Source organism: Streptomyces noursei (genome assembly GCF_016917755.1).
Lineage (GTDB): Bacteria > Actinomycetota > Actinomycetes > Streptomycetales > Streptomycetaceae > Streptomyces > Streptomyces yunnanensis.
This window is the reverse complement of the sequence record NZ_CP070326.1, coordinates 3,394,759-3,416,544: the sequence shown is the minus strand read 5'-3', so window position 1 is coordinate 3,416,544 and position 21,786 is coordinate 3,394,759. Positions and strand designations below refer to the sequence as shown.

The 21,786-nt window shown below is 72.1% G+C and carries 18 protein-coding genes; 10 read left to right on the top strand and 8 right to left on the bottom strand.

Annotated features, from left to right (window positions below):
• Nucleotides 1–273 precede the first annotated feature (273 nt).
• Nucleotides 274–1,350 carry an MBL fold metallo-hydrolase gene (locus JNO44_RS15060; RefSeq protein ID WP_205364602.1) on the bottom strand — a complete coding sequence of 359 codons (1,077 nt, stop codon included), beginning with the start codon at nt 1,348–1,350 and terminating at the stop codon, nt 274–276.
• A 220-nt stretch (nt 1,351–1,570) separates the two neighbouring features.
• Between JNO44_RS15060 and JNO44_RS15055 the strand changes: the two genes are divergently transcribed.
• Both JNO44_RS15055 and JNO44_RS15050 read left to right on the top strand, forming a co-directional pair.
• Complete coding sequence (locus tag JNO44_RS15055) at nt 1,571–3,022, top strand: aldehyde dehydrogenase (protein ID WP_205364600.1); 1,452 nt, start codon at nt 1,571–1,573, stop codon at nt 3,020–3,022.
• Nucleotides 3,022–3,255, top strand: coding sequence for a ferredoxin (locus JNO44_RS15050; protein WP_205364598.1), 234 nt, complete (start codon nt 3,022–3,024; stop codon nt 3,253–3,255). Before JNO44_RS15055 ends, JNO44_RS15050 begins: the two co-directional genes overlap by 1 nt.
• 194 nt (nt 3,256–3,449) lie before the next feature.
• Here the strand turns inward: JNO44_RS15050 and JNO44_RS15045 are convergent, their stop codons facing one another.
• Together JNO44_RS15045 and JNO44_RS15040 are read right to left on the bottom strand one after the other, a co-directional pair.
• Complete coding sequence (locus JNO44_RS15045; protein WP_205364596.1) at nt 3,450–4,712, bottom strand: helix-turn-helix domain-containing protein; 1,263 nt, start codon at nt 4,710–4,712, stop codon at nt 3,450–3,452.
• 343 nt (nt 4,713–5,055) lie between these two features.
• Nucleotides 5,056–6,468 (bottom strand): helix-turn-helix domain-containing protein, encoded by a 1,413-nt coding sequence (locus tag JNO44_RS15040; RefSeq protein ID WP_205364594.1) that lies wholly within the window; start codon nt 6,466–6,468, stop codon nt 5,056–5,058.
• Here JNO44_RS15040 and JNO44_RS15035 point away from each other — a divergent pair.
• Entirely contained in the window at nt 6,467–6,754 is a 288-nt protein-coding gene (locus JNO44_RS15035) for a hypothetical protein (RefSeq protein WP_205371446.1), read from the top strand. The genes JNO44_RS15040 and JNO44_RS15035 overlap by 2 nt on opposite strands.
• Before the next feature lie 660 nt (nt 6,755–7,414).
• On the opposite strand, the gene JNO44_RS15030 is transcribed toward JNO44_RS15035, so the two are convergent.
• Nucleotides 7,415–8,107, bottom strand: a complete 693-nt coding sequence (locus tag JNO44_RS15030) for a TetR family transcriptional regulator (protein WP_205364593.1) — start codon at nt 8,105–8,107, stop codon at nt 7,415–7,417.
• Nucleotides 8,108–8,347: 240 nt separating this feature from the next.
• On the opposite strand from JNO44_RS15030, the gene JNO44_RS15025 reads away from it, so the two are divergent.
• The 5 genes from JNO44_RS15025 (at nt 8,348) to JNO44_RS15005 (ending at nt 13,696) form a co-directional block, all read left to right on the top strand.
• Entirely contained in the window at nt 8,348–9,709 is a 1,362-nt protein-coding gene (locus JNO44_RS15025; protein ID WP_205364592.1) for a glycosyltransferase family 4 protein, read from the top strand.
• A gap of 77 nt (nt 9,710–9,786) precedes the next feature.
• A complete protein-coding gene (locus JNO44_RS15020; protein WP_205364591.1) occupies nt 9,787–10,650 on the top strand; it encodes a class I SAM-dependent methyltransferase in 864 nt (287 codons plus the stop codon).
• Complete coding sequence (locus JNO44_RS15015) at nt 10,647–11,717, top strand: prenyltransferase/squalene oxidase repeat-containing protein (protein ID WP_205364590.1); 1,071 nt, start codon at nt 10,647–10,649, stop codon at nt 11,715–11,717. Before JNO44_RS15020 ends, JNO44_RS15015 begins: the two co-directional genes overlap by 4 nt.
• 139 nt (nt 11,718–11,856) lie before the next feature.
• A complete protein-coding gene (locus JNO44_RS15010; protein WP_205364589.1) occupies nt 11,857–12,429 on the top strand; it encodes a hypothetical protein in 573 nt (190 codons plus the stop codon).
• A gap of 454 nt (nt 12,430–12,883) precedes the next feature.
• Nucleotides 12,884–13,696, top strand: a complete 813-nt coding sequence (locus JNO44_RS15005; RefSeq protein WP_205364588.1) for a maleylpyruvate isomerase family mycothiol-dependent enzyme — start codon at nt 12,884–12,886, stop codon at nt 13,694–13,696.
• A gap of 196 nt (nt 13,697–13,892) precedes the next feature.
• Here the strand turns inward: JNO44_RS15005 and JNO44_RS15000 are convergent, their stop codons facing one another.
• The 4 genes from JNO44_RS15000 to JNO44_RS14985 form a co-directional block, all read right to left on the bottom strand.
• A complete protein-coding gene (locus tag JNO44_RS15000; RefSeq protein ID WP_205364586.1) occupies nt 13,893–14,900 on the bottom strand; it encodes an LLM class F420-dependent oxidoreductase in 1,008 nt (335 codons plus the stop codon).
• Between the two features lie 172 nt (nt 14,901–15,072).
• Nucleotides 15,073–15,879, bottom strand: a complete 807-nt coding sequence (locus JNO44_RS14995) for a DUF5336 domain-containing protein (RefSeq protein ID WP_205364585.1) — start codon at nt 15,877–15,879, stop codon at nt 15,073–15,075.
• Nucleotides 15,880–16,067: 188 nt separating this feature from the next.
• Nucleotides 16,068–16,973, bottom strand: a complete 906-nt coding sequence (locus tag JNO44_RS14990; RefSeq protein ID WP_205364583.1) for an N-acetylmuramoyl-L-alanine amidase — start codon at nt 16,971–16,973, stop codon at nt 16,068–16,070.
• 19 nt (nt 16,974–16,992) lie between these two features.
• Nucleotides 16,993–17,652, bottom strand: a complete 660-nt coding sequence (locus tag JNO44_RS14985) for a class I SAM-dependent methyltransferase (protein WP_189860988.1) — start codon at nt 17,650–17,652, stop codon at nt 16,993–16,995.
• Nucleotides 17,653–18,318: 666 nt separating this feature from the next.
• Between JNO44_RS14985 and JNO44_RS14980 the strand changes: the two genes are divergently transcribed.
• Together JNO44_RS14980 and JNO44_RS14975 are read left to right on the top strand one after the other, a co-directional pair.
• Complete coding sequence (locus tag JNO44_RS14980) at nt 18,319–20,505, top strand: acyl-CoA dehydrogenase family protein (protein ID WP_205364581.1); 2,187 nt, start codon at nt 18,319–18,321, stop codon at nt 20,503–20,505.
• Between the two features lie 39 nt (nt 20,506–20,544).
• A complete protein-coding gene (locus JNO44_RS14975; protein WP_205364579.1) occupies nt 20,545–21,759 on the top strand; it encodes a thiolase C-terminal domain-containing protein in 1,215 nt (404 codons plus the stop codon).
• Nucleotides 21,760–21,786: the final 27 nt, after the last annotated feature.

Below are 21,786 nucleotides of genomic sequence, written 5' to 3'. Positions count from 1 at the left end.
CGGATTTGCACCGGCTTCCCCCCGATCGGGTACGGATGAAATTGTCCCGCACACCTTAACGCCGGCGGTCGGGAGGGCCCGGTGCGGCCGGGGTGGTGAGGCCGCCGGGCCGGTTCGGGATCAGTCGCCGGCTCTGCGCTCTCCCGCGGTGGGGCGGGGCGTTCGCCTGCCGCACCGTGCGGCTTTCCCCGGTGGGCCGGGCATCACCGGTGCCGGTGCCCGGCCCGGGTCCGTTGGTGGCCGCCCGCCCGTCACCTGACCGCGGCGACCGGTCTATATCGCTAGGTAGTGGACCGGATCCGAACCGGAAACCGGCTCGACGTGGCCGCGCTTGACCAGGTGGCGGAGGTGGGCCTCGGCCTCGGAGACGGCGATGTTGCGGGAGGCGGCGGGGATCTGGCCCCAGGGGCGGTTCCACTGCATGGCGGCCGCGAGCTGCCAGGCGGTGCGCGGTTCGCGGAGCAGCGTGCGGAGGTCGCTGAGGCGGTCCTCGTGGTGGGCGATCAGCTCGCGGACGCGGCCGGCGGCGTCCGGGAAGGCGTGCTGGTGGGCCGGCAGCACCTCGGCAGGCGCGAGGCGGGCGATGCGTTCGAGGGAGTCGAGGTAGTCGCCGAGCGGGTCGCCCCGGTCGTGCAGGTCGGGGGCGACGTCGTCGGGGTCCTCGTACAGGCCGATGTGCGGGGTGATGCCGGGGAGCAGGTGGTCGCCGGAGAAGAGCCGGCCGAAGGTGGCGGGTCGGGCGTCCTGTTGGGCGGGGTGCGCCTCCTCCAGGTGGAGGCAGACGTGGCCGGGGGTGTGGCCCGGTGTCCAGATGGCGCGGATGCGGCGGCCGGGGAGGTCGAGGAGGGCGCCGGGCTCGATCCCGCGGTCGGGCAGTGCGGCCCGTCGGGCGGGCGCCTTCCGGCCGCGTCGGGCGGCGCGGGCGGCGCGGGCGGCGCGGAGGGGCTCCAGGTGGTCGTCCGGTGCCCCGGCCGCGGTGAGCTTGACGAGCAGGTAGTCGAGCCACTGGCCGGGCCGTGCCGCGCGGGCGCGCCGGATCAACGCGGCGTCGGCGGCGTGCATGGCGATCCAGGCGCCGGAGGTCTCCCGCACCGCGGCGGAGAGCCCGTGGTGGTCGGGGTGGTGGTGGGTGATCACCACGCCGTGGATGTCGGCGGGGGCGAAGCCGCAGGCGGTGATGCCGGCGGTGAGCGCGTCCCAGGAGTCCGGGTCGTCCCAGCCGGTGTCGACGAGGACCGGGCCGCGGTCGGTCTCCAGGAGATGGACGAGGGTGTGGCCGAGCGGGTTGTCCGGGATGGGGACGGCGATGCTCCACACCCCGCCCTTGTGGTCGATCACCTGCGGTGCCATGGGTCCCGCCCCCTCCTGCGCCGTTGTCGCCCCAACTATAACTAGAACGAGTTTCAGTGCCAGGGGAACGCCTCGTGGCGGACGGGGAGTTGGGATTCGAGTGGTGGGCGTGGACTCCGCGGGAGGGAACTGGTATCAGTTCTGGTGGCGATTCTGATGGAGCGTCAGAAAACCGCCATCCGGAGCGCAATCCGTCGAGACCGTCGGGAGGCGGGCAGCTATGAGCGACCTCGTCGAGCACGGAAAGCTCTATATAGGCGGTGAGTTGGTCGACCCGGCCGGGCCGGAAACGATCGAGGTCGTCTCGCCGCACACCGAGCAGGTCATCGGGCGGGTGCCGCACGCCGCGCGGGCCGATGTGGACCGGGCGGTGGCCGCCGCCCGGGCGTCCTTCGAGTCGGGGGTGTGGGCGAACGCCCCGTTGGACGAGCGGATCGCGGTGGTGAGCCGGATCAAGGACGCGTTCGCGGTGCGCAGCGAGGAGTTCGCGCGGGTCATCGGGGCGCAGAACGGGACGCCGGTCACCTCGGGCGTGATGGTGCAGTCGCTGGCCGCGATGATGGCGTGGGACGCGGCGCTCACGGTGGCGCGGGAGTTCCCGTTCGAGGAGCGGCGGGCCGGGGTGCTCGGGCCGCTGCTGGTGCGGCGGGAGCCGGTGGGGGTGGTCGCGGCCGTCGTGCCGTGGAACGTCCCGCAGTTCACCGCCGCCGCCAAGCTCGCGCCGGCGCTGCTGGCCGGGTGCTCGGTGGTGCTGAAGGTCTCGCCGGAGACCCCGCTGGACGCCTATCTGCTCGCGGAGATCGTGACGGAGGCGGGGCTGCCGGCGGGGGTGCTGTCGATCCTGCCGGCCGACCGGGAGGTCAGCGAGTACCTGGTCGGGCACCCGGGCGTGGACAAGGTGTCGTTCACCGGGTCGGTGGCGGCCGGCAAGCGGGTCATGGAGGTGGCGGCCCGCAACCTCACGCGGGTGACGCTGGAGTTGGGCGGCAAGTCGGCGGCGGTGATCCTGCCGGACGCGGATCTGGACGCGGCGTTGGCCGGGATCGTGCCGTTCGCCTGGATGATCAACGGGCAGGCGTGCGTGGCGCAGACCCGGATCCTCGCCCCGCGCAGCCGCTACGACGAGATCGCCGAGCGGTTCGCCGCGGCGGCTGGCGCGTTGACCGTCGGCGACCCGCTGGATCCGGCCACGGAGGTCGGACCGCTGGTCGCCCGTCGCCAGCAGCAGCGTTCGCTGGACTACATCGCGCTGGGGCAGAAGGAAGGCGCCGAGGTGCTGACCGGCGGCGGCCGGCCGGAGGGGCAGCCGACCGGCTGGTACGTCGAGCCGACGCTCTTCGGCGGGGTCGACAACGGGATGCGGATCGCGCGCGAGGAGATCTTCGGGCCGGTGATCTGCCTGCTGCCGTACGGGGACGAGGAGGAGGCGGTGCGGATCGCCGACGACTCGGAGTACGGGCTGTCGGGGTCGGTGTGGACGGCGGACGTCGAGCGCGGCATCGACATCGCGCGGCGGGTGCGGACCGGGACGTACTCGGTGAACACCTTCAGCATCGACATGCTCGGGCCGTTCGGCGGCTACAAGAACTCCGGGATCGGGCGGGAGTTCGGGCCCGAGGGGTTCGGCGAGTACCTGGAGCACAAGATGATCCACCTGCCGGCGGGTGCCTGATGGCGGAGCGTTGGCGGGTGGCGGTGGACCGGGGCGTCTGCATCGGGTCGGGGCTGTGCGCGGGGACCGCGCCGGAGCGGTTCCGGCTGGACGCGGCGCGGCAGTCGCACCCCGTCGAGCCGGAGGCCGAGCCCGCGGGCGGGGTGCTGGCGGCGGCCGAGGGGTGCCCGGTGGAGGCGATCACGATCACCGCGGTGGAGAGCGGGGAGACGGTGTTCCCGCCGGAGGAGTGAGCCCGGGGAGTGAGCGACGGGGCGGGGACCGTGGCCATCTGCGGTCGGCCCCAGCCCCAACGGTCATCCTCCGCGCCGGAGGGGGCCGTTGGAACTGGGGGCCCGGGTCGGGCTGTCAGTTCAACGCCGGAGGACGTTGCCGTCGCAGTGCCATGCTCGGGCGCCGGCGGCAGTTGGTTCCTGTGGTTCCCGCCTCATAGCGTGTACGGGTCCTCTTGCATGGCTTCACTTACTCCGTGGAGGGCGTCGCGAAGGCTCTCAGGAATTTTCGCCTCCCCCTCCCCGATTGCGACGGTTCCCCTCAGTAGATTCCGCGCGCGCACCGAACCGATTTCGGAAACAGTCGGAATGATGAATTCGAGCAATTCCCCTGCTTCCAGCCACGCCTTCTCACTCAAGAGCGAGTCCAGGAGTCGCGCGGAATAAATTCCCTGATATCCGACCCGTGGGCGACGTTGGTTATATACATTTTCCTGGAGCAGTGGGATGGCGGATCTCCAGTCGCCCGAATCTTGGAGTACGAGGGCCAGATGACCGTTAACTTCATCGGCGCTGATCCACCAGGCCCAGAAAGGGTCACTGATTCTCGCGCCATCCTCGATCAGAGAGCGTGCGCGGTCGAATATCTTCATGGCTTCGGTCGTTCGACCTGAGGCGAACAACCCCCTGGCTTCACGCATCCTAAAGATTGCTTCAACGCGTGGTGACAGGTTCTGTTGGTCAAGAACCGATCGGGCGATGGCCATCTCTTCCCGTGGTCGCCCTTGCCACCCGGACTGCATGCTCATGTTCTGCAGAATCAGGAGTTCAATGGCCCGATCTCCTGACGTTCGCGCCAGAAACAGAGCCTCCTGATTGAATCGGCGTGCCGCTTCGTACTTCTCCGCGTCAAACAGGGCCCATCCCGCGACCTCCGCCAGCTCTGCGGCCGCAGCCTGAATGTCTCGCTCGTGCTTCGGCTCGGGTTCGCCACCGCCGAGACGGCGATGCACCGCTTTGAATGAGCGCGCCGCCACGTCTGCAATCGGTAAGCCATTGAGCTCGTTGTCAAGAGCGATCAGCCTTTGCGAGGTTTCTCGAATCGCCTCTACGTATTCATCGCCTCGCGCTTCGTTTGAAATGGAGATCCGTCGCGGTGCGGCGTGGTCGGCATGCGAATCAGCAACCCCCGGCAATGACTCCCACGGCCTGGGGGTGAGTCTTAGCATATGGCCCGGGATGCGAAGCGCGTCGGCTATCTTTTCAATTTTCGTCAGTGCGCTAATCGAACCCTCGCCGCGCGCGAGTTCGCTGATGCGGGAAGACTCGATACCGCACGATTCCGCAATTTGGTTGTAGGTGATCCCGGCCCATTTTCGAACCAGGTAGAAGAGCTGGCCGAAGTCATGCGCCTCAATGGCTTCTCGGACATCACTCCGAGCCAGTACCTCTGCCGGGATCGCAGTTGATGGCCTCATGACCAACTCCGGGTAGCCGAATGACGGTTACTGCCCATGCTACGTCCCGTCACCCGACGGCAAGCCCATGGTGGGTGACCCACCGTGGGCTTACGGCTGCACCGCCACGGCGGGAAGAACCCCGAAGTCTCGGCCGTTCCGCTCGTGGCCGGGTCGGATGCCTACCTCCGCTGGATCGCCACTACCGTCGGGCCGGTCCGCGAGCAGTAACTGTCATGCACGGGCCTTTTCCAAGACCTCGGCGACGTCGGGCACGGTCCGGTGTTCTCCGAGCCGTCGCAGGACGGGAGCGAGTCGACACGGCAACGGCTCCTCGAACCTGCCACCAACCCCCGTTATTGCCTTACGCACTGAGTACATGCCCGTGATCGTGAAGCAAGTCGCGGACCTCGGGTACTTCCTCGAAGTCCCGGAGTCGCTGGAGTACGACACGAGCCCGAGAGGCGGTGCGGTCACTCGCCATATCCGCAGACGCGGAGACAACACGTCGTGCTTCCTCGGCTGCTTGCTCCGGCTCGTTGGCGTTGGCAAGGGCGACCGCGAGCCATGAGCGGTAGAGGGCGACCTCTCGCGCGTGTGTGGCGTCGTAGCGGCTCAGTACGTCGGTCAACAACGGAACGGCACGCAAGGGACGGTGCAGTTCGGTGAAGACTCGGGCGTCCATCACCTCAAGTTCTTCCGTGCTCACCCAGTACGCCCATCGGGGCGCGTCTTCGTCGGCTTTGCTCAGCGCGTCGTGCGCTTGCCCGAGCGCCTGCATTGCGGGCTGTGCCTCTCCGGCGCGGGCGTGGGCCCACGCCACGCGGTCGAAGAAAAGTGCACGCGTCTTGGACGGGGCGTCCGGTCCGGCTTCCGCCAGGGCGGCGCGAGCGAGATCGAGGCCGACGCGTTCTTGTCCGGTGTTGCTGAGTTGGTAGGCGAGGCTCCCCGCTAGGTTCGCGACCAACGGGCCGTTCCCTGCCTGCCGCGCCGCTTCGATCCCGATGCGGTACACGTGTTCAGCCTTCTCGTGACGTCCCGCATCACTGGCGATCCATCCGGCGATCTGAGCCAGTTCGCCGATCTGGGCCAACAGTGCACTGCCGACCGCTTCTGTGTGCGTGCTCTCGCGGTACAACCGCATGGCTGCGTTGAGTTCGCGGAACACGGGTGCCATGAGATCGCCCCCGGCGAGTACGTCATCGGCGAGTCGGAAGCCGTGTACACGGGCTGCGAGGTTCGCCACGTCGTCGCTGCCGATGCGGCGACCGGCGCGTGTGGCGAGTGGCGCCAACAGGTCGCGCGGCGGAATCAGCTCGGAGAGGATCACGGCGGCCCCGAACGGTGGCCCGTCCGACTCACCGCGGGCGTGCGCGGCGGCTCGTTCCAATTCTCCGACAGGAACCCCTAAGACTTCCGCGATGAACGGCAGCCAGGCTTCCGGAATGCGCTCGCCGCGCTCCCACCGGGAGACCTCGTTCCGCGTGAGGGACGGTGTGCCCGAGACAGCACACAGTAAGGCAGCAAGCTGACGTTGACTCTTGTGGGCATCGCGTCTCAGGCGTGCCAAGTACGCACCGAACTGCCGTCGCCGTTCATCCGCCACTCGCTGGCCCCCTCTCCGTTCCCATTCTGGCCCCTTCCTGGCCCCCTGGCTGGCGCCTCTTTCAAGGAACCCTGGCCCACTTCGATGGGACGACACAAAGAGACCCCCGCGACGTTGCTGGAGCGGCGAACGTCCGGGGGCGCGGCCAACGCTGTAGAGGAGCGTCAACATGCCGAACCGTATCGCCCGTCTTGTCGAAGTGCTATTGCTTCGGTTACTGCCAGCGGCGGGCCGCCATCGGTCGGCCAGTGCACTGCCCGCCACATGGTCTGAGGACGCGCCGACGCCCGTACGTCCGTACGTTCCCGTCCGGCACGCGGGACTGCTTCATGGCGAGGACTCGGCCCTGATCCGCCCCTCCATCCTCACTCCCGAGGAGCAACGGGCGCTGTGGCAGGCCGTGCATGGTGTCGATACCGGCCCGCGCCGGATCTACGGGGTGGAGGCGATGGTCTGATGCCCCGCAAGTGCCGCCCGGTTCACCTGTCCGACCCGTTTCCGGCGCCGGAACCCGAACCTGTCGCCGGGTGTGACGTGTGTGCCGCCCTGGCCGAGCAGCGTGCGGTGGCGCGTGCCATCGGAGACAAGGCGACGGTGATCGACCGCAACGTCGAGATGCGCCGCCACTCTCACGTACGGAAGGCGAAGACATGACCGAGCGGGCCAGGTTGAGGCCGCCGGAGCTACGACCGCCGTTGGTGGCGACGGGTGAGGGCGTCGTCTACGTGCCCCCTGGTGATCCAGTGCCGTCGTGTCCAGATCCCTGTGCGATCTGCCAGGCGAAGGGGCGACAGGCCACGCCCGAAGAGTGACCCGATGAACTCCGCTGCGGTGAGCGCCAATTGCGGCGGCGCGGTGTCTCCCGACGGGGGATCAGCCGGATCACGGCAGACGTGTGGCGGCTCCGGCCCCGTCCGCCCTCGTATGCGGGGTGCCGCTTCGCCGGTGAGGGACGTCGCAAGGCCCCACCCCGTCCAGGGTTCTCCGGAGCCTGGACGGGGTGGGCTCGGCCGGGCTCCGTGAACGCACGTGGCGGGGCCCGTAGGGGGTGGGGTGGTCGGACCCGTAGGGGGCGGGAGGGCCCCTTGCGGGCCAATTACCCGTGTGCGGGGGGAGGTTATGCGGAGGGAGGGTGACGGTCCTGCGTCCGGCCCGGGGCCGTCAGGTCGATCAGGCGGCAGACGGTTTCGATGTCGATCTTCACCTGGGCGATCGAGGCGCGCCCGGACAGCCAGGTGATCAGCGCCGAGTGCCAGGTGTGCTCGATGACCCGGACCGCGGAGAGCTGTTCGGGGGTGGGCGGGACGGCGGGGCGCGCCGGCCCCTTCGAGGGGGGGTGGGCGACGGGCGGGGCCATGGCGTCGAGGATGATCGCGGTGGTCAGCCGGGAGACGGTGTCCACCTCGGGGCTGACGGACCGGTCGGCGAAGGTCAGCGCGCGCACCATCGCGTCGGCCAGGTGCGGTTCGCGCTGCAGGGCGCGGAAGGCCCGCATCAGCGTCTGGGCGACCCGAGCGCCGGGGTCCTCCTCCGACGGGGGGCGCTTGCGCAGCGTCTCGTGCATGTGCTGGAGCTGGTCCTGCATGGTGGCGACGAGCAGGTGCACCTTGGACGGGAAGTAGCGGTAGAGGGTGCCGAGCGCGACTCCGGAGGATTCGGCCACCTCGCGCATCTGGACGGCGTCGAAGCCGCCGCGGCTGGCCAGCTTGGCGCTGGTGTGCAGGATGCGGCGGCGCCGGGCCTCCTGACGTTCGGTCAGGGGAGGACTAGCCGGAAGCGCCGGCCCGGCCGCCTTGGATTCCGTAGTCATGTGTCCCATTCCGTGGCTTTCCGTCCGCGATGCGGTGAGTGCCGGTGGTGTGTGATCGGCACAGCATGGCAGGGGTCCTGTCGTGGCGCGAATCACCTGGTGCGGCTCTTTTCGCTCCGTTCCCGGCCGGTAGATTCGAAACTCGGTGAACTGATCAGTAGCTTTTCAGTTCTGAAACTTGTTCTAGATTACCGCCAGCGGTTACGCTCCGGCGAAAGTCCAGTGAGAAGGGGGCCGTGCGTGACCGCAGAGGCCGTCCAGGCAGCCGCGCCCCGCCCGGCGGAGACCCCCTCGGCCTCCGCCCCGATGGACCCCGAGCGTCCCCTGCGGATCGCCATGCTCACGTACAAGGGGAACCCGTTCTGCGGCGGTCAGGGCGTCTACGTCCGCCACCTCTCCCGCGAACTGGCCCGCCTCGGCCACGCCGTCGAGGTGATCGGCGCCCAGCCCTACCCCGTCCTGGACGAGGGTGTGACGCTGACCGAGCTGCCCAGCCTCGACCTCTACCGCCAGCCCGACCCGTTCCGCACCCCCGGGCGCGACGAGTTCCGCGACTGGATCGACGGCCTCGAAGTCGCCACGATGTGGACCGGCGGCTTCCCCGAACCGCTGACCTTCTCCCTGCGCGCCCGGCGCCATCTGGCCGCCCGCCGCGGACAGTTCGACGTCGTCCACGACAACCAGACCCTCGGCTACGGCCTGCTCGGCGGCCCGACCGCGCTCGGCGCCCCGCTGGTCACCACGATCCACCACCCCATCACCGTCGACCGCCGACTGGACCTGGCCGCCGCGCAGGACTGGAAGCGCCGCGCCTCGGTCCGCCGCTGGTACGGCTTCACCCGGATGCAGAAGCGGGTGGCCCGGCGGCTGCCGTCGGTGCTCACCGTCTCCGGCTCCTCCCGTCAGGAGATCGTCGAGGACCTCGGCGTCCACCCCGGCCGGATCCATGTCGTCCCCATCGGCGCCGACACCGACCTCTTCTCCCCGGACCCGTCCGTCCCGGAGGTGCCCGGCCGGATCGTCACCACCTCCAGCGCGGACGTCCCCCTCAAGGGGCTGATCCACCTCGTCGAGGCGCTGGCAAAGGTGCGCACCGAGAACCCCGACGCCCACCTGGTCGTGGTCGGCAAGCGGGCCGACGACGGGCCGGTCGCCGCCGCCATCGAACGCCTCGGGCTGTCCGACGCCATCGAGTTCGTCAAGGGCATCAGCGACGCCGAACTCGTCGACCTGGTGCGCGGCGCCCAGATCGCCTGCGTGCCCTCCCTCTACGAAGGCTTCTCGCTGCCCGCGGCCGAGGCGATGGCCACCGGCACACCACTGCTGGCCACCACCGGCGGTGCCATCCCCGAAGTCGCCGGACCGGACGGCGAGACCTGCCTCGCGGTGCCGCCGGGCGACGCCGGGGCGCTCGCCACCGGCCTGCTCCGGCTGCTGGGCGACGAGGCGCTCCGCCGCCGGCTGGGCGCGGCCGGCCGGCGGCGGGTGCTGGCCCGCTTCACCTGGCGGCAGGCCGCCATCGGCACCGCCGAGCGCTACCGCGAGGCCATCGCCCGCCAGGCGGGCCGGTCCGCCGCTTCGCCGGTCGCCGGCCGTCGGTGACCCGTACCATGCCGCACTCCCACCGCCCACGCCGCACCTCACCCCGCCCCTGACCGCCGGACGAAAGCGTAAACGCCGTGCTGACCGTCGACTTTTCCCGATTCCCGCTCGCTCCCGGCGACCGCGTACTCGACCTGGGCTGTGGCGCCGGCCGGCACGCCTTCGAGTGTTACCGGCGCGGCGCGCAGGTCGTCGCCCTGGACCGGAACGGCGAGGAGATCCGCGAGGTCGCCAAGTGGTTCGCCGCGATGAAGGAGGCCGGCGAGGCCCCGGCGGGCGCCTCCGCGGTGGCGATGGAGGGTGACGCGCTGGCGCTGCCGTTCCCCGACGCGAGCTTCGACGTCGTGATCATCTCCGAGGTGATGGAGCACATCCCGGACGACAAGGGCGTGCTCGCCGAGATGGTCCGGGTGCTGCGCCCCGGCGGCCGGATCGCGGTCACCGTCCCGCGCTACGGCCCGGAGAAGGTCTGCTGGGCGCTCAGCGACGCCTACCACGAGGTCGAGGGCGGCCACATCCGCATCTACCGCGGCGACGAACTCCTGGGCAAAATGCGGGAGGCCGGCCTGGAGCCGTACGGCACCCACCACGCGCACGGGCTGCACAGCCCCTACTGGTGGCTGAAGTGCGCCTTCGGCGTGGACAACGACCAGGCGCTGCCGGTGAAGGCGTACCACAAGCTGCTGGTCTGGGACATCATGAAGAAGCCGCTGGCCACCCGCCTCGCCGAACAGGCCCTCAACCCGCTCATCGGCAAGAGCTTCGTCGCCTACGCCACCAAGCCGCACTTGCCGGAGATGGAGTTGGAGACGGAGGGGGAGACGGAGGGGGAGACGGCGCCGGAGAAGACGGCCGCCGCCAAGCCGGCCGCCAAGCGCACCCGCTCCGCGACCAAGCCCGCCGCCGCCAAGCCCGCCACCGCCCGCGGGGCCGCCAAGTGACGAGTCCCGGGCGCACCGAACGGCTCGTCCTGCCGGGGGTGCTCACCGCCGAACAGGCCGCCCGTACCGTCGAGGGCATCCTGGCGGCCCAGCGCACGGACGGCGCCATCCCGTGGTTCCGCGGCCACCACCTCGACCCGTGGGACCACACCGAGGCCGCCATGGCACTGGACGCGGCCGGCGAGCACGAGCGCGCCGAGGCCGCCTACGACTGGCTGGTCCGGCACCAGAACCCGGACGGTTCCTGGTACGCCGCCTACGCCGACGGCGACGCGAACGCCCCCACCGACCGCGGCCGGGAGACCAACTTCTGCGCGTACCTCGCGGTCGGGGCCTGGCACCACTACCTGTCCACCGGGGACGAGACCTTCCTGGACCGGATGTGGCCGGCGGTCCACGCGGCGATCGAGTACGTCCTGGAACTCCAGCAGCCCGGCGGCGAGATCGGCTGGAAGCGGGAGGACGACGGCACGCCCGTCCGCGACGCCCTGCTGACCGGCTCGTCCTCCGTCTACCAGGCGCTGCGCTGCGCCCTGGCGATTGCCGAGCAGCGCGAGGAGCCGCAGCCCGACTGGGAACTGGCCGTCGGCCGCCTCGGCCACGCGATACGCCACCACCCCGAGCGGTTCCTCGACAAGTCCCGCTACTCCATGGACTGGTACTACCCGGTGCTGGGCGGCGCGGTGCGCGGCACGGCGGCCCAGCAGCGGATCGACGCGGACTGGGACCGCTTCGTCGTCCCCGGTCTGGGCGTGCGCTGCGTGGTGCCCAACCCCTGGGTCACCGGCGGCGAGAGCGCGGAACTGGCGCTGGCGCTGTGGGCGATGGGGGAGTCCGACCGGGCCGTGACGATCCTCAAGTGGATCCAGCACCTGCGCGCCGACAACGGCATGTACTGGACCGGCTACGTCTTCGAGGACGAGACGATCTGGCCGCGGGAGCTGACGTCGTGGACCGCCGGTTCGGTGCTGCTGGCGGTCGCCGCGCTCGGCGGTGACGAGGCCACCACCTCGGTCTTCGGCGGCGAGCGGCTGCCGACCGGGCTGGCTCCGGACTGCTGCCGGTAGTCGCACCCCAGGGGGACCCGCCCACCGGCCCGGCGTACGGGCCACCCCATCTGGCCGTTGCCCGGTGGCGACCCTCCGGCGGGCGGGTCAGGCTGCGGACGATGTTCCCCAGCCGACCCGAGCCCGCCGGAGGCGCGCCGTGACCGTTCCGCAGTCCCCCGTCCGCGACCGTGCCGCCCTGCGCAGGGGCGTCGTCGCGCTGCTGCTGGCCTGCACCCTCACCCTGGGCGCCGTCGCCTGCGGCGGTTCGAAGAAGAACGAGGGCGGGGCCAGCGGCTCACCCAGCCCCACCGGCTCGGCGGAGAAGCAGAAGTTCGCCAAGACCCGCTTCGTGACCAACGCCGGGCTGGCGGCCGGCGCCACCTACCAGTGGATCATCAAGCCGTACAAGGCCGGGGCCTTCAACAAGGGGGCCCAGCACCGCAAGACCGCGCTGGTCAAGGCGGGCCTGGCCGGGGTCTTCACGTACAACCGGCTCAAGGCCGCGGTGCGCAACGCCGAGGGCGACCCGACGCTCTCCAAGGCGCTGGCCCCGCTCAACAGCGGCATCGAGTCGCTGAAGAACCTCGGCACCAAGCTCCGCAAGGGCGAGGCCGGCTCCGCCGACGTCGACCAGTTCCAGAACGTCATCAACAACGTCAAGGACGTCGGGAAGAAGAACGGCGCCGAGGTGAAGGACCAGGTGCCCAGCACGTCCCAACTGGGCGGCTGACGACGCGCTGCGCGGTGCCGCTGCGCGGTGCGAATCCGCTGCGCGGGGCTTTTCGGCCGCGGTGCCGGGTCTGTGGGGTGGGGGTTGTGCGGACTGCTGCGCTTTACGTCCGCACAACCCCCACCCCACAGACCCGGCACCTCCCGTTGATGGGTGGGTTTCAGGTCGTGGGGGTGCGCCTTGGTGGGGTGGTGACCCGTCGTCGGTCGAGGGGGTACCGGCGGTGGAACTCCTGGGGGCAGGTGGCGGCGGGGGACGTCAGCCGAGCACGGCGGATCGGCGGGCGGTGCGGAAGGCGGCCGTCCCTGCCGCCCCACTCAAGGGTCTGTCCGACGGATCTCCGTGGCGTCGTGGCGTCCCGGGCGCGGGCGACGCGGTGAGGGGGATCGACATGGTGCCGGTCGCCCCGCAAATGGGGGGTGGAACCGAGCGGCGGCGCACTACTGTGCGACGTATGTCGCTCCAAGGCTCCCTCACCCACGAGGAATACTGCGCCCAACTGCTCGCGGAAACCGAGAAGTTCCGGGCCTCCGTCCGCCACGCCGACCTCTCCGCGACCGTGCCGACCTGTCCCGACTGGACCCTGGCCGACCTCGCCCGGCACGTCGGCGGCGCGCACCGCTGGGCCGGTGAGCTGGTCGCCACCCGTGCCACCGCCGTGATCGACCCGACCACGATTCCGGGCGCCGGCGGGCCGGACGACGACACCCCCGAGGCGCTCGACGCCTGGCTGGCGGAGGGCGCCGAGCGCACCGTGGCGGCGCTGCGCGAGGCCGGCCCGGACAGCACCGTCTGGTCCTGGGCCTCGGACCACCGGGCCGGGTTCTGGGCCCGCCGGATGGTCCACGAGACGGTGATCCACCGCGCCGATGCCGCGCTCACCACCGGCGCCGCCTACGAGGTCCCGCCGGAGGTCGCCGCCGACTGCCTGGACGAGTGGCTCGAACTGTGCGCGCTGCCGACGGCGGCGGAGCGCTGGGCGGACCGCGCCGAGGGCCTGTTCGGCCCCGGTCGGACGCTCCACCTGCACGCTACCGACGCCCCGCCCGCCCTGCACGCCGAATGGGTGCTGGACCTGACGGGTGACGGGCTCACCCACCGCCGCGCCCACGAGAAGGCCGCGGTCGCCCTCCGCGGCCCGCTCACCGACCTGCTGCTGGCCCTCTACCGCCGGCGTTCCCTCGACGACGAGGGCGGCGAGCGCATCGAGGTGCTCGGCGACCGCCCGCTGTTCGACCGCTGGCTGACCTACGCCTCCTTCTCCTGAACCGCCACTGGCCCACTGACGTCGGCCCCCACCCACCGTCTTCATGACCACCCACGGGAGGTGACGCACCCGACAGCCCCGCGCAGCGGCCCCGCGCCGCAGGCGCAAAAGCGAGCAACCCCCGTGGCGGGGGAGTCGACAACGTGGGAGGCAGCCGGCCCCAGGCCCACGGCGGGAAGCCAGCGCAGCGCAGCGGCTAGTTCAGTTCCGCCAGCACTCGCAGCGTCCGTGGGTCAGGGGCGGTCACCAGCAGGTCGGTGACCGGCCCCGCGCGCCACAACTCCAGCCGTTCCGCGATCCGTTCCGGCGGGCCGACCAGCGAGATCTCGTCGGCGAAGGCGTCCGGTACGGCCCGCACCGCCTCGTCCCGGCGGCCTTCGAGGAAGAGCCGCTGGACCCGCCGGGCCTCGTCCGCGAATCCCATCCGCGCCATCAGGTCCGCGTGGAAGTTCTTGGCCGCGTGTCCCATCCCGCCGATGTAGAAGCCGAGCATCGCCTTGACCGGCAGCAGTCCCTCGGCGATGTCGTCGCAGACCACGGCGCGCGCCATGGGGGCGATCAGGAAGCCGTCCGGGGCGTTGGCCAGCGACTTCGCGTAGACCTCGGTGCGGGTGGGCGACCAGTACAGCGGCAGCCAGCCGTCCGCGATCTCGGTGGTCTGGGCGATGTTCCGCGGTCCCTCCGCGCCCAACAGGACCGGCAGGTCGGCCCGTAGGGGGTGGGTGATGGGCTTCAGCGGTTTGCCGAGGCCGGTGCCGTCCGGGCCCTGGTAGGGGTGGGGGTGGAAGGTGCCGTCCGACGCCACCGGGCCCTGCCGGCGCAGCACTTGGCGGATGACGTCCACGTATTCCCGGGTGGCGGTCAGCGGGCTCTTGGGGAACGGCCGCCCGTACCAGCCCTCGACGACCTGCGGCCCGGACAGTCCCAGGCCCAGCAGCATCCGCCCGCCGGAGAGGTGGTCGAGGGTGAGCGCGTGCATCGCGGTGGCGGTGGGGGTGCGGGCGGCCATCTGGACGATGCCGGTGCCCAGTTTGATCCGGGAGGTGTGCGCGGCGATCCAGGTGAGGGCGGTGAACGCGTCGGAGCCCCACGCCTCCGCGGTCCACACCGAGTCGTAGCCCAGCCGCTCGGCCTCGCGGGCGAGTTCGAGGTGCCGGGGGTCGGGGCCACGGCCCCAGTAGCCGAGTGCCAGACCGAGTCGCATGACCCGCCTCTCTCCGACGTCCGGTTGTCCACGCATAGGTGACGCTGCGTCAGTTCGCTGGTCCGCCGCACTGTACGGCGCCGTCGGGGACATGGCAACGGCCCCCCGCCCGGGAGGGCGAGGGGCCGGGCCGGCCCAAAGGCCGCGACAGGACCGCGGGGTGCCGGCTGTGTCAGCCGCGCTGGATGCCGGTGGTGTCCTGGAGGATGCCGCGCCGACCGTCCTGGGTCTGCGCGATCAGCGCCGCGCCGCGCTGCTCCACCGCGAGGTACCAGGTGCCGGGCGCCAGTTCGGCGATCGGCGACGGCGAGCCCTCCTCGCTGTAGAGCGGGCGGGCCACCGGCACCGCGAACCAGAACGGGGCGAAGTCCGCCGGGCCGCCGGCCGCCGGGGTGGCCCCCGCCGCGCCGCCGGCCGTGGCGCCGGAGTCCCCGGCCGGGGCCTGCTGGCCGCCGTAGCTCTGGCCGGACTGCTGCTGCCCGCCGGGGTAGCCGTAGCCGCCCTGCTGCTGGGCGCCCGGGTAGCCGTAGCCCTGGGTGGCGCCGGCGTTGCCGTACGGCCCGGAGACCTGCGGGCGGGGCGCGCCGACCAGGGCGACCTTCAGCGCCGGGACGAGCGGGGTGGCCACCGCGGCGGCCGCCTGGACCAGCGCGGCGATCAGGCCGAGGATCAGGCCGGCGCCCGCGCCGTGGCTGTCGATGATCGCCCAGAACGCGGTCCAGGCGGCGAACACGGACAGCGCCACTCCGAACTGCCCGAGCTCCAGCCCGGCGACCTTCCGGGGCTGCGGCAGCGCCCGCGCCGTGACGATCAGGCCGGCGGCGATGACGCCGGCCAGGTAGACGCTCATCAGCAGGTGCAGCGATTGCCAGGCGTTCGTGTCGCCGTACGCGTAGAGACTGAGGAACGAGGCGATCAACAGCAGCACCGCTGCTCCGATCACCACGCCGTCGCCTCGACTGAGGGAGCGGATGTTCACGTAAAGGTCCTTTGTCGGTTTCGTGTTCCTGGTCGACTTCGTGAGGGCGTCGACGCTGTCGCTGGCGCGGTGCGAGGCACGGCGATGGTCCCCCATCGTAAAGGGAACCTATCGTCGAATCCTGTGGGCCGCCCCGGGTATCGGCAGGGCCCTCGGCCGGAAGTCCGTTCGGCTGGTCGGGAGTGTGTTCAGCGCGTCAAGAAGTCCGTAATGCCCTCCGTGATCCCACGGGCCGCTTTTTCCCGCCACTGTGCATCGGTCAATTGCGCGGCGTCCTTCGGATCGCGCATATTGCCGCACTCGATGAACACCTTCGGCACCGTGGAGAGGTTGAGCCCGCCGAGATCGGAGCGGACGTCGAGCCCGGTCCCGTGGCCGACGTAATTGGAACGTGCACTTCCGGTCACCGCCGCGAACCGGTCGGCCAGCCGCTCGCCCAGGTCCCGCGACGGCCCCACGATCCGTGAGGTGTCGGCCGCGCCGGCGGTGACCCGCGCCGGGAGGATGACGTGGAAGCCGCGGTTGCCGGCGACCGAGCCGTCGGCGTGCACGGAGACCGCGGCGTCGGCGTGCGCCGCGTTCCCCGCCGCTGCCCGCCCGTCCACGCACGGCCCGTACGGCCGGTCGCCGTCCTGGGTGAGGACGACCCGGGCGCCCTCCGCCCGGAGCAGCGCCCGGGCCCGCCGGGCCACGTCCAGTGTGAACTCCGCCTCGGCGTAGCCGTCGTCGGTGGCGGTGCCGGTGGTGTCGCACTCCTTGCGGTCGTTGCCGATGTCGACGGGCCGGGCGATCTCCCGGGTGTGGTCCCGGTTGCGCGGGTTGTGGCCGGGGTCCAGGAGCACGGTCCTGCCCTTGAGGCGCGGACCGCCGGCCGGGGCCGGGCGGTCGGCACCCGCCGTGGGGGCGTCGTCGCCGGCCCCGCCGCCGTCCGCGGACGGCGACCCGGAGGCCGCGCCGCCGGCGGGGAAGGGGCCGCCGCCCGGTGGCCGCCAGAGCAGCCAGCCGCCGACCCCGACGGCCACCACCACCGCCAACACGATCAGCAGGGGGCCGCGTGAGCGGCGGGGCGGGGGGAAAGTGCTGCCGTTCGACACCTGCGCGATGGTAGCCGCCTTAGATTTTGGCGCCCGTGCGCCGCAGGACGCGCAGCGAACGGTGGACGGAAACCTCGGTGAACGCGCCGGACTCCAGGGCCCGGCGGTAGATGCGGTACGGGGCCTGTCCGCCGTCCGCCGGATCCGGGAAGACGTCGTGGATCACCAGCAGCCCGCCCTCCGCGACGCGCGGGGCCCAGCCCTCGTAGTCCGCGGTGGCGTGCTCGTCGGTGTGCCCGCCGTCGATGAAGACCAGGCCGGCCGGCGCCTGCCACAGGGCCGCGATCTGCGGCGAACGGCCCACCAGGGCGATCACCCGGTCCTCCAGGCCCGCGGCGTGCAGGGTGCGGCGGAAGGCGGGCAGGGTGTCCATCCGGCCGACGACCGGATCGACCACCTCCGGATCGTGGTACTCCCAGCCCGGCTGCTGCTCCTCGCTGCCCCGGTGGTGGTCCACGGTGACGGCCATCACGCCGGCGGCGCGCGCCGCCTCGGCCAGCAGCAGCGTGGAACGGCCGCAGTAGCTGCCGATCTCCACCAGCGGCAGCCCCAGTGCCGCCGCCTCGCCGGCCGCCGCGTACAGGGCGAGCCCCTCGTCCACCGGCATGAAGCCCTTCGCCGCCTCGAACGCGGCGAGGATCTCCGGCCGGGGGGCGGTCGGGGCCGTGGGAGCGGTCATGGGCTTCCTCCTGGTGGGACGGGGTGTGTACGGGAACGGGCCGCGCGGATGGGGCCGTGCGGATCGTGCCGTAGGGATCGTGCCGTACGGCGGGTGCGATATCGGAACGGGGGTTCGTTTTCCCGGTTCCCGGTTCCCGGTTCCGGCCCGGCGGTTCCGGCTCCCGGTTTGCCGGTTCCCGGGTGGTGTGCCCGGGGCGCCCACCGGGGACCTTCTCCTGCCCCGCTGCTTCCGCAGTCGTCCGTTCCCAATAGCGGACGGCGGTTCCCGGCATCCGTGAATTCCGCGCATTCCGACGTCCGCGGAACGGAAGGGGGAACGCGCACCGGAACGCACGCCGGAACGCGCATCGGCACGGGTGTTGGGACCGGACCGGGAAGGAATGCCGGCGGCGTCCCGAAACGGTGCGGGATAAAGGCGCGCGGATAAACCGCCGGGCGGGGCGGGCGCGGGGAATGGCGAGCGGCCCGCACGAATTCGCGGTGTGTTTCCGGTCCGCGTCGGACGCGGTCGATTCCCGTCGGCCGACGGCCGCCGGGGCCGCCGGGCCGGGGCCGTGCCGGTGCCCGTGCCGCCTCGCGCCGTGTCGCGTCGCGTCGTTCCGGCCCGGCACCCACCGCTCGGCTGACCTTCCGTCAGATTGAAACGTGTTCTACTCTGCCCGCCATGGGGATCGGAATCACGCAGGACCATCGTGACCTCGCGGAGGCGGCGCGCGGCTGGGCCGCACGCGCCGTACCGCCCGAAGACGTGCGCAAACTGCTCGACACCCCGCCCGCACGGACCGGCCGCCCCGCCCACTGGGACGGGCTCGCCGCACAGGGGCTCCTCGGCCTCCACCTCCCGGAGGCCGACGGCGGGGGCGGCGGCGATCTGCTCGACCTCGCCGTCGTCCTGGAGGAGTTCGGCCGCGCCGCGCTGCCCGGCCCCTACCTGCCCACCGTTCTCGCCGCGGCACTGCTGCACCGCGGCGGCGCGCCCCGGCACCTCGTCCGGGCGCTGGCCACCGGCGAGCGGATCGCCGCCGTCGCCCTCGACAGCGGCTCCCTCACCGCGGTCGAAGGGGCCGACGGCCACCTCCTCGGCGGCACCGCGCCGCCCGTCCTGGCCGGCGGCGACGCCGACCTGATCGTGCTGGCCGCGGAGGCCGCGAGCGGGACGGTGTGGCTGGCGGTGGACGCCGCCGACCTCGCCGTCCGCGTCCACGACAGCGCCGACCCGACCCGGCCGACCGCCGAGGTCCGCGCGGACGGGGCGACGGTGCCCGCCGACCGGCGGCTGACGCTCGACGGCGCGCTGGTCCGGGACCTCGCCGGGGTGCTGCTCGCCGCGGAAGGCTGCGGAACCGCCGCCTGGGCGCTGCACACCGCCGCCGAACACGCCGCGGTCCGCGAGCAGTTCGGCCGCCCGATCGGCCAGTTCCAGGGAGTCAAACACCTCTGTGCCGAGCTGCTCGTCCGCTGCGAGCAGGCCCGCGCCCTGGTCTGGGACGCGGCCCGGGCCGACGGCGCACCGCCCGAGGTGCGCGGTCTGGTCGCCGCGCTGGCCACCGCGACCGCCCTGGACGCCGCCGTCGGCTGCGCCAAGGACTGCATCCAGATCCTCGGCGGCATCGGCTTCACCTGGGAGCACGACGCCCACCTCCACCTGCGCCGCGCGGTCACCGCCCGCCAGCTGCTCGGCGGCGGCGACGCCCACCGGCTGCGCGCCGCCCGCTACGCCGCGGCCGGCGCCCGCCGCGCACTGCGGCTGGAACTCCCCGCCGAAGCCGCAAAGTTCCGGGACCGGGCGCGCGCCGCCCTCGACCCGGTGCGCGGCCTGGACCCGCCCGCCGCCCGCCGCGCCCTGGCCCCCACCGGATACGCCGCACCGCATCTGCCCGCCCCGTACGGACTGGGCGCGGGCCCGGTCGAACAGCTCGCCATCCAGCAGGAGATGGCCGCCGCCGGCGTCCGGGTCGGTGAACTGGGCATCGCCACCTGGGTGGTACCCGCGCTCCTCGCGCACGGCACGGCCGCCCAACAGGAGCGGTACCTGCCGCCGACGCTCCGGGGCGACCGGCTGTGGTGTCAGCTCTTCTCCGAGCCGGAGGCCGGTTCGGACCTGGCGTCGCTGCGCACCCGCGCGGAGCGGACCGCGGACGGCGGCTGGCGGATCAACGGCCAGAAGGTGTGGACGTCGGCGGCGCAGACCGCCGACCACGGCATCCTGCTCGCCCGCACCGACCCGGACGCGCCCAAGCACCGCGGCCTGACCTTCTTCATCATCGACATGTCGACACCAGGCATCGACGTCCGACCTCTGAGGGAGATCACCGGCGACGCCCTCTTCAACGAGGTCTACTTCGACGACGTGCTGCTGCCGGCGGACGCGGTGGTCGGCGCGGTCGACGACGGCTGGCGGGTCGCCCGCACCACCCTCGGCAACGAACGCGTCCACATGGCCGACCAGATGGCCTTCGACACCGGCCTGGAGGCGCTCGTCGCCCGTACCGCCGAACTGGACGGCGCGGTCCGCGCCCGGGTCGGGGCGCTGGTCGCCGAGGCCCACGCGCTGGGCTGCATCGGGCTGCGCACCACGCTCCAGCGGGTGTCGGGTCTGGAGCCGGGCGCCGGCGCCAGCATCCGCAAGCTGGTGCAGACCGCCCACCAGCAGAAGGTCGCCGACCTGGCCCTGGAACTCCTCGGCCCGGCCGGCGCGGTCCGCGAGGGCCCCGGCGCCCCCGCGCTGCACGGCTTCCTCATGTCGCGCTGCCTGACCATCGCCGGCGGCACGACCCAGGTGCAGCTCAACGTCGTCGCGGAACGCCTCCTCGGCCTGCCCCGCGACCCCGAACCCCGCCCCCTGATCTGACCTGCATCCGTATCCGTCATCTGGCCCAGGAGGATCCGCATGGCCGGCACGGCGTACATCATCGGCGTCGGGATGACCCGGTTCGAGAAACCGGAGACCCGCGACTGGCAGTACTGGGACATGGCGAAGGAGGCGGGGGGTGCGGCGCTCGCCGACGCCGGCATCGGCTACGACGCGGTCGAGCAGGTGCCGGTCGGCTACTGCTGCCAGGCGTCCACGGCCGGTCAGCGCGCCGTCTACGAACTGGGACTCACCGGCGTCCCCGTCTACAACGTCAACAACAACTGCGCCACCGGCTCCACCGCGCTGATGATGGCCCGTCAGTTCGTCGCGTCGGGTCTCAACGACTGCGTCCTGGCGCTGGGTTTCGAGAAGATGAAGCGCGGCGCGCTGGGCGCCGGCGCGGACGGTGCCCGTGGCGGAGCCGCTGGTGTGGGGGGCTCGTCCTCGCCGGTCGCCCGGCACTACGGGGTGATGGCCGCGGCCCACGGCTTCGAGATGACCCCGCCCACCGCCCAGATCTTCGGCAACGCGGCCCGCGAACACATGGCGCGCCACGGGACGACCGCCGAGCAGCTGGCCATGGTCGGCGCCAAGAACCACCGGCACTCCGCGCACAACCCGTACGCCCAGTTCCGGGACGTGTACACCGTCGAGGAGATCCTCGCCGCCCGCACCGTGCACCGCCCGCTCACCAAGCTCCAGTGCTCACCGACCTCCGACGGCGCCGCGGCGGCGGTGGTCGTCTCGGAGCGCTTCGTCCGCGCGCACGGGCTGGCGGAGCGCGCGGTGGAGATCGCCGGGCAGGCCATGACCACGGACACCGAGGAGAGCTTCGCCACCGGCTCCTGCATCGACGTGGTCGGCGCGCCGATGAGCCGGGCCGCGGCCCGCCGCGCCTACGAGGCCAGCGGTCTGGGCATCGAGGACGTCGACGTGATCGAGCTGCACGACTGCTTCTCGATCAACGAGCTGCTGACCTACGAGGCGCTGGGGATGTGCGCGGAGGGCGAGTCGGGGAAGCTGGTCGCCGACGGTGCCACGACCTACGGCGGGCGCTGGGTGGTCAACCCGTCCGGCGGGCTGATCTCCAAGGGGCATCCCCTGGGCGCCACCGGGCTGGCCCAGGCGGCCGAGCTGGTCTGGCAGCTGCGCGGCACGGCCGGCGAGCGCCAGGTTCCCGGTGCCCGCGTCGGCCTCGCCCACAACATCGGCCTGGGCGGCGCGGCGGTGGTGACCCTGTTGCGCAGGTGACGACGGTGAGGGGTGGCATCGCACGTT

Bases quoted from the DNA above. Each gene is read 5' to 3' on its own strand.
- JNO44_RS15060 (WP_205364602.1), bottom strand. From the start codon at position 1,350: ATGGCACCGCAGGTGATCGACCACAAGGGCGGGGTGTGGAGCATCGCC.
- JNO44_RS15055 (WP_205364600.1), top strand. From the start codon at position 1,571: ATGAGCGACCTCGTCGAGCACGGAAAGCTCTATATAGGCGGTGAGTTG.
- JNO44_RS15050 (WP_205364598.1), top strand. From the start codon at position 3,022: ATGGCGGAGCGTTGGCGGGTGGCGGTGGACCGGGGCGTCTGCATCGGG.
- JNO44_RS15045 (WP_205364596.1), bottom strand. From the start codon at position 4,712: ATGAGGCCATCAACTGCGATCCCGGCAGAGGTACTGGCTCGGAGTGAT.
- JNO44_RS15035 (WP_205371446.1), top strand. From the start codon at position 6,467: ATGCCGAACCGTATCGCCCGTCTTGTCGAAGTGCTATTGCTTCGGTTA.
- JNO44_RS15040 (WP_205364594.1), bottom strand. From the start codon at position 6,468: ATGTTGACGCTCCTCTACAGCGTTGGCCGCGCCCCCGGACGTTCGCCG.
- JNO44_RS15030 (WP_205364593.1), bottom strand. From the start codon at position 8,107: ATGACTACGGAATCCAAGGCGGCCGGGCCGGCGCTTCCGGCTAGTCCT.
- JNO44_RS15005 (WP_205364588.1), top strand. From the start codon at position 12,884: ATGTCGCTCCAAGGCTCCCTCACCCACGAGGAATACTGCGCCCAACTG.
- JNO44_RS15000 (WP_205364586.1), bottom strand. From the start codon at position 14,900: ATGCGACTCGGTCTGGCACTCGGCTACTGGGGCCGTGGCCCCGACCCC.
- JNO44_RS14985 (WP_189860988.1), bottom strand. From the start codon at position 17,652: ATGACCGCTCCCACGGCCCCGACCGCCCCCCGGCCGGAGATCCTCGCC.
- JNO44_RS14980 (WP_205364581.1), top strand. From the start codon at position 18,319: ATGGGGATCGGAATCACGCAGGACCATCGTGACCTCGCGGAGGCGGCG.
- JNO44_RS14975 (WP_205364579.1), top strand. From the start codon at position 20,545: ATGGCCGGCACGGCGTACATCATCGGCGTCGGGATGACCCGGTTCGAG.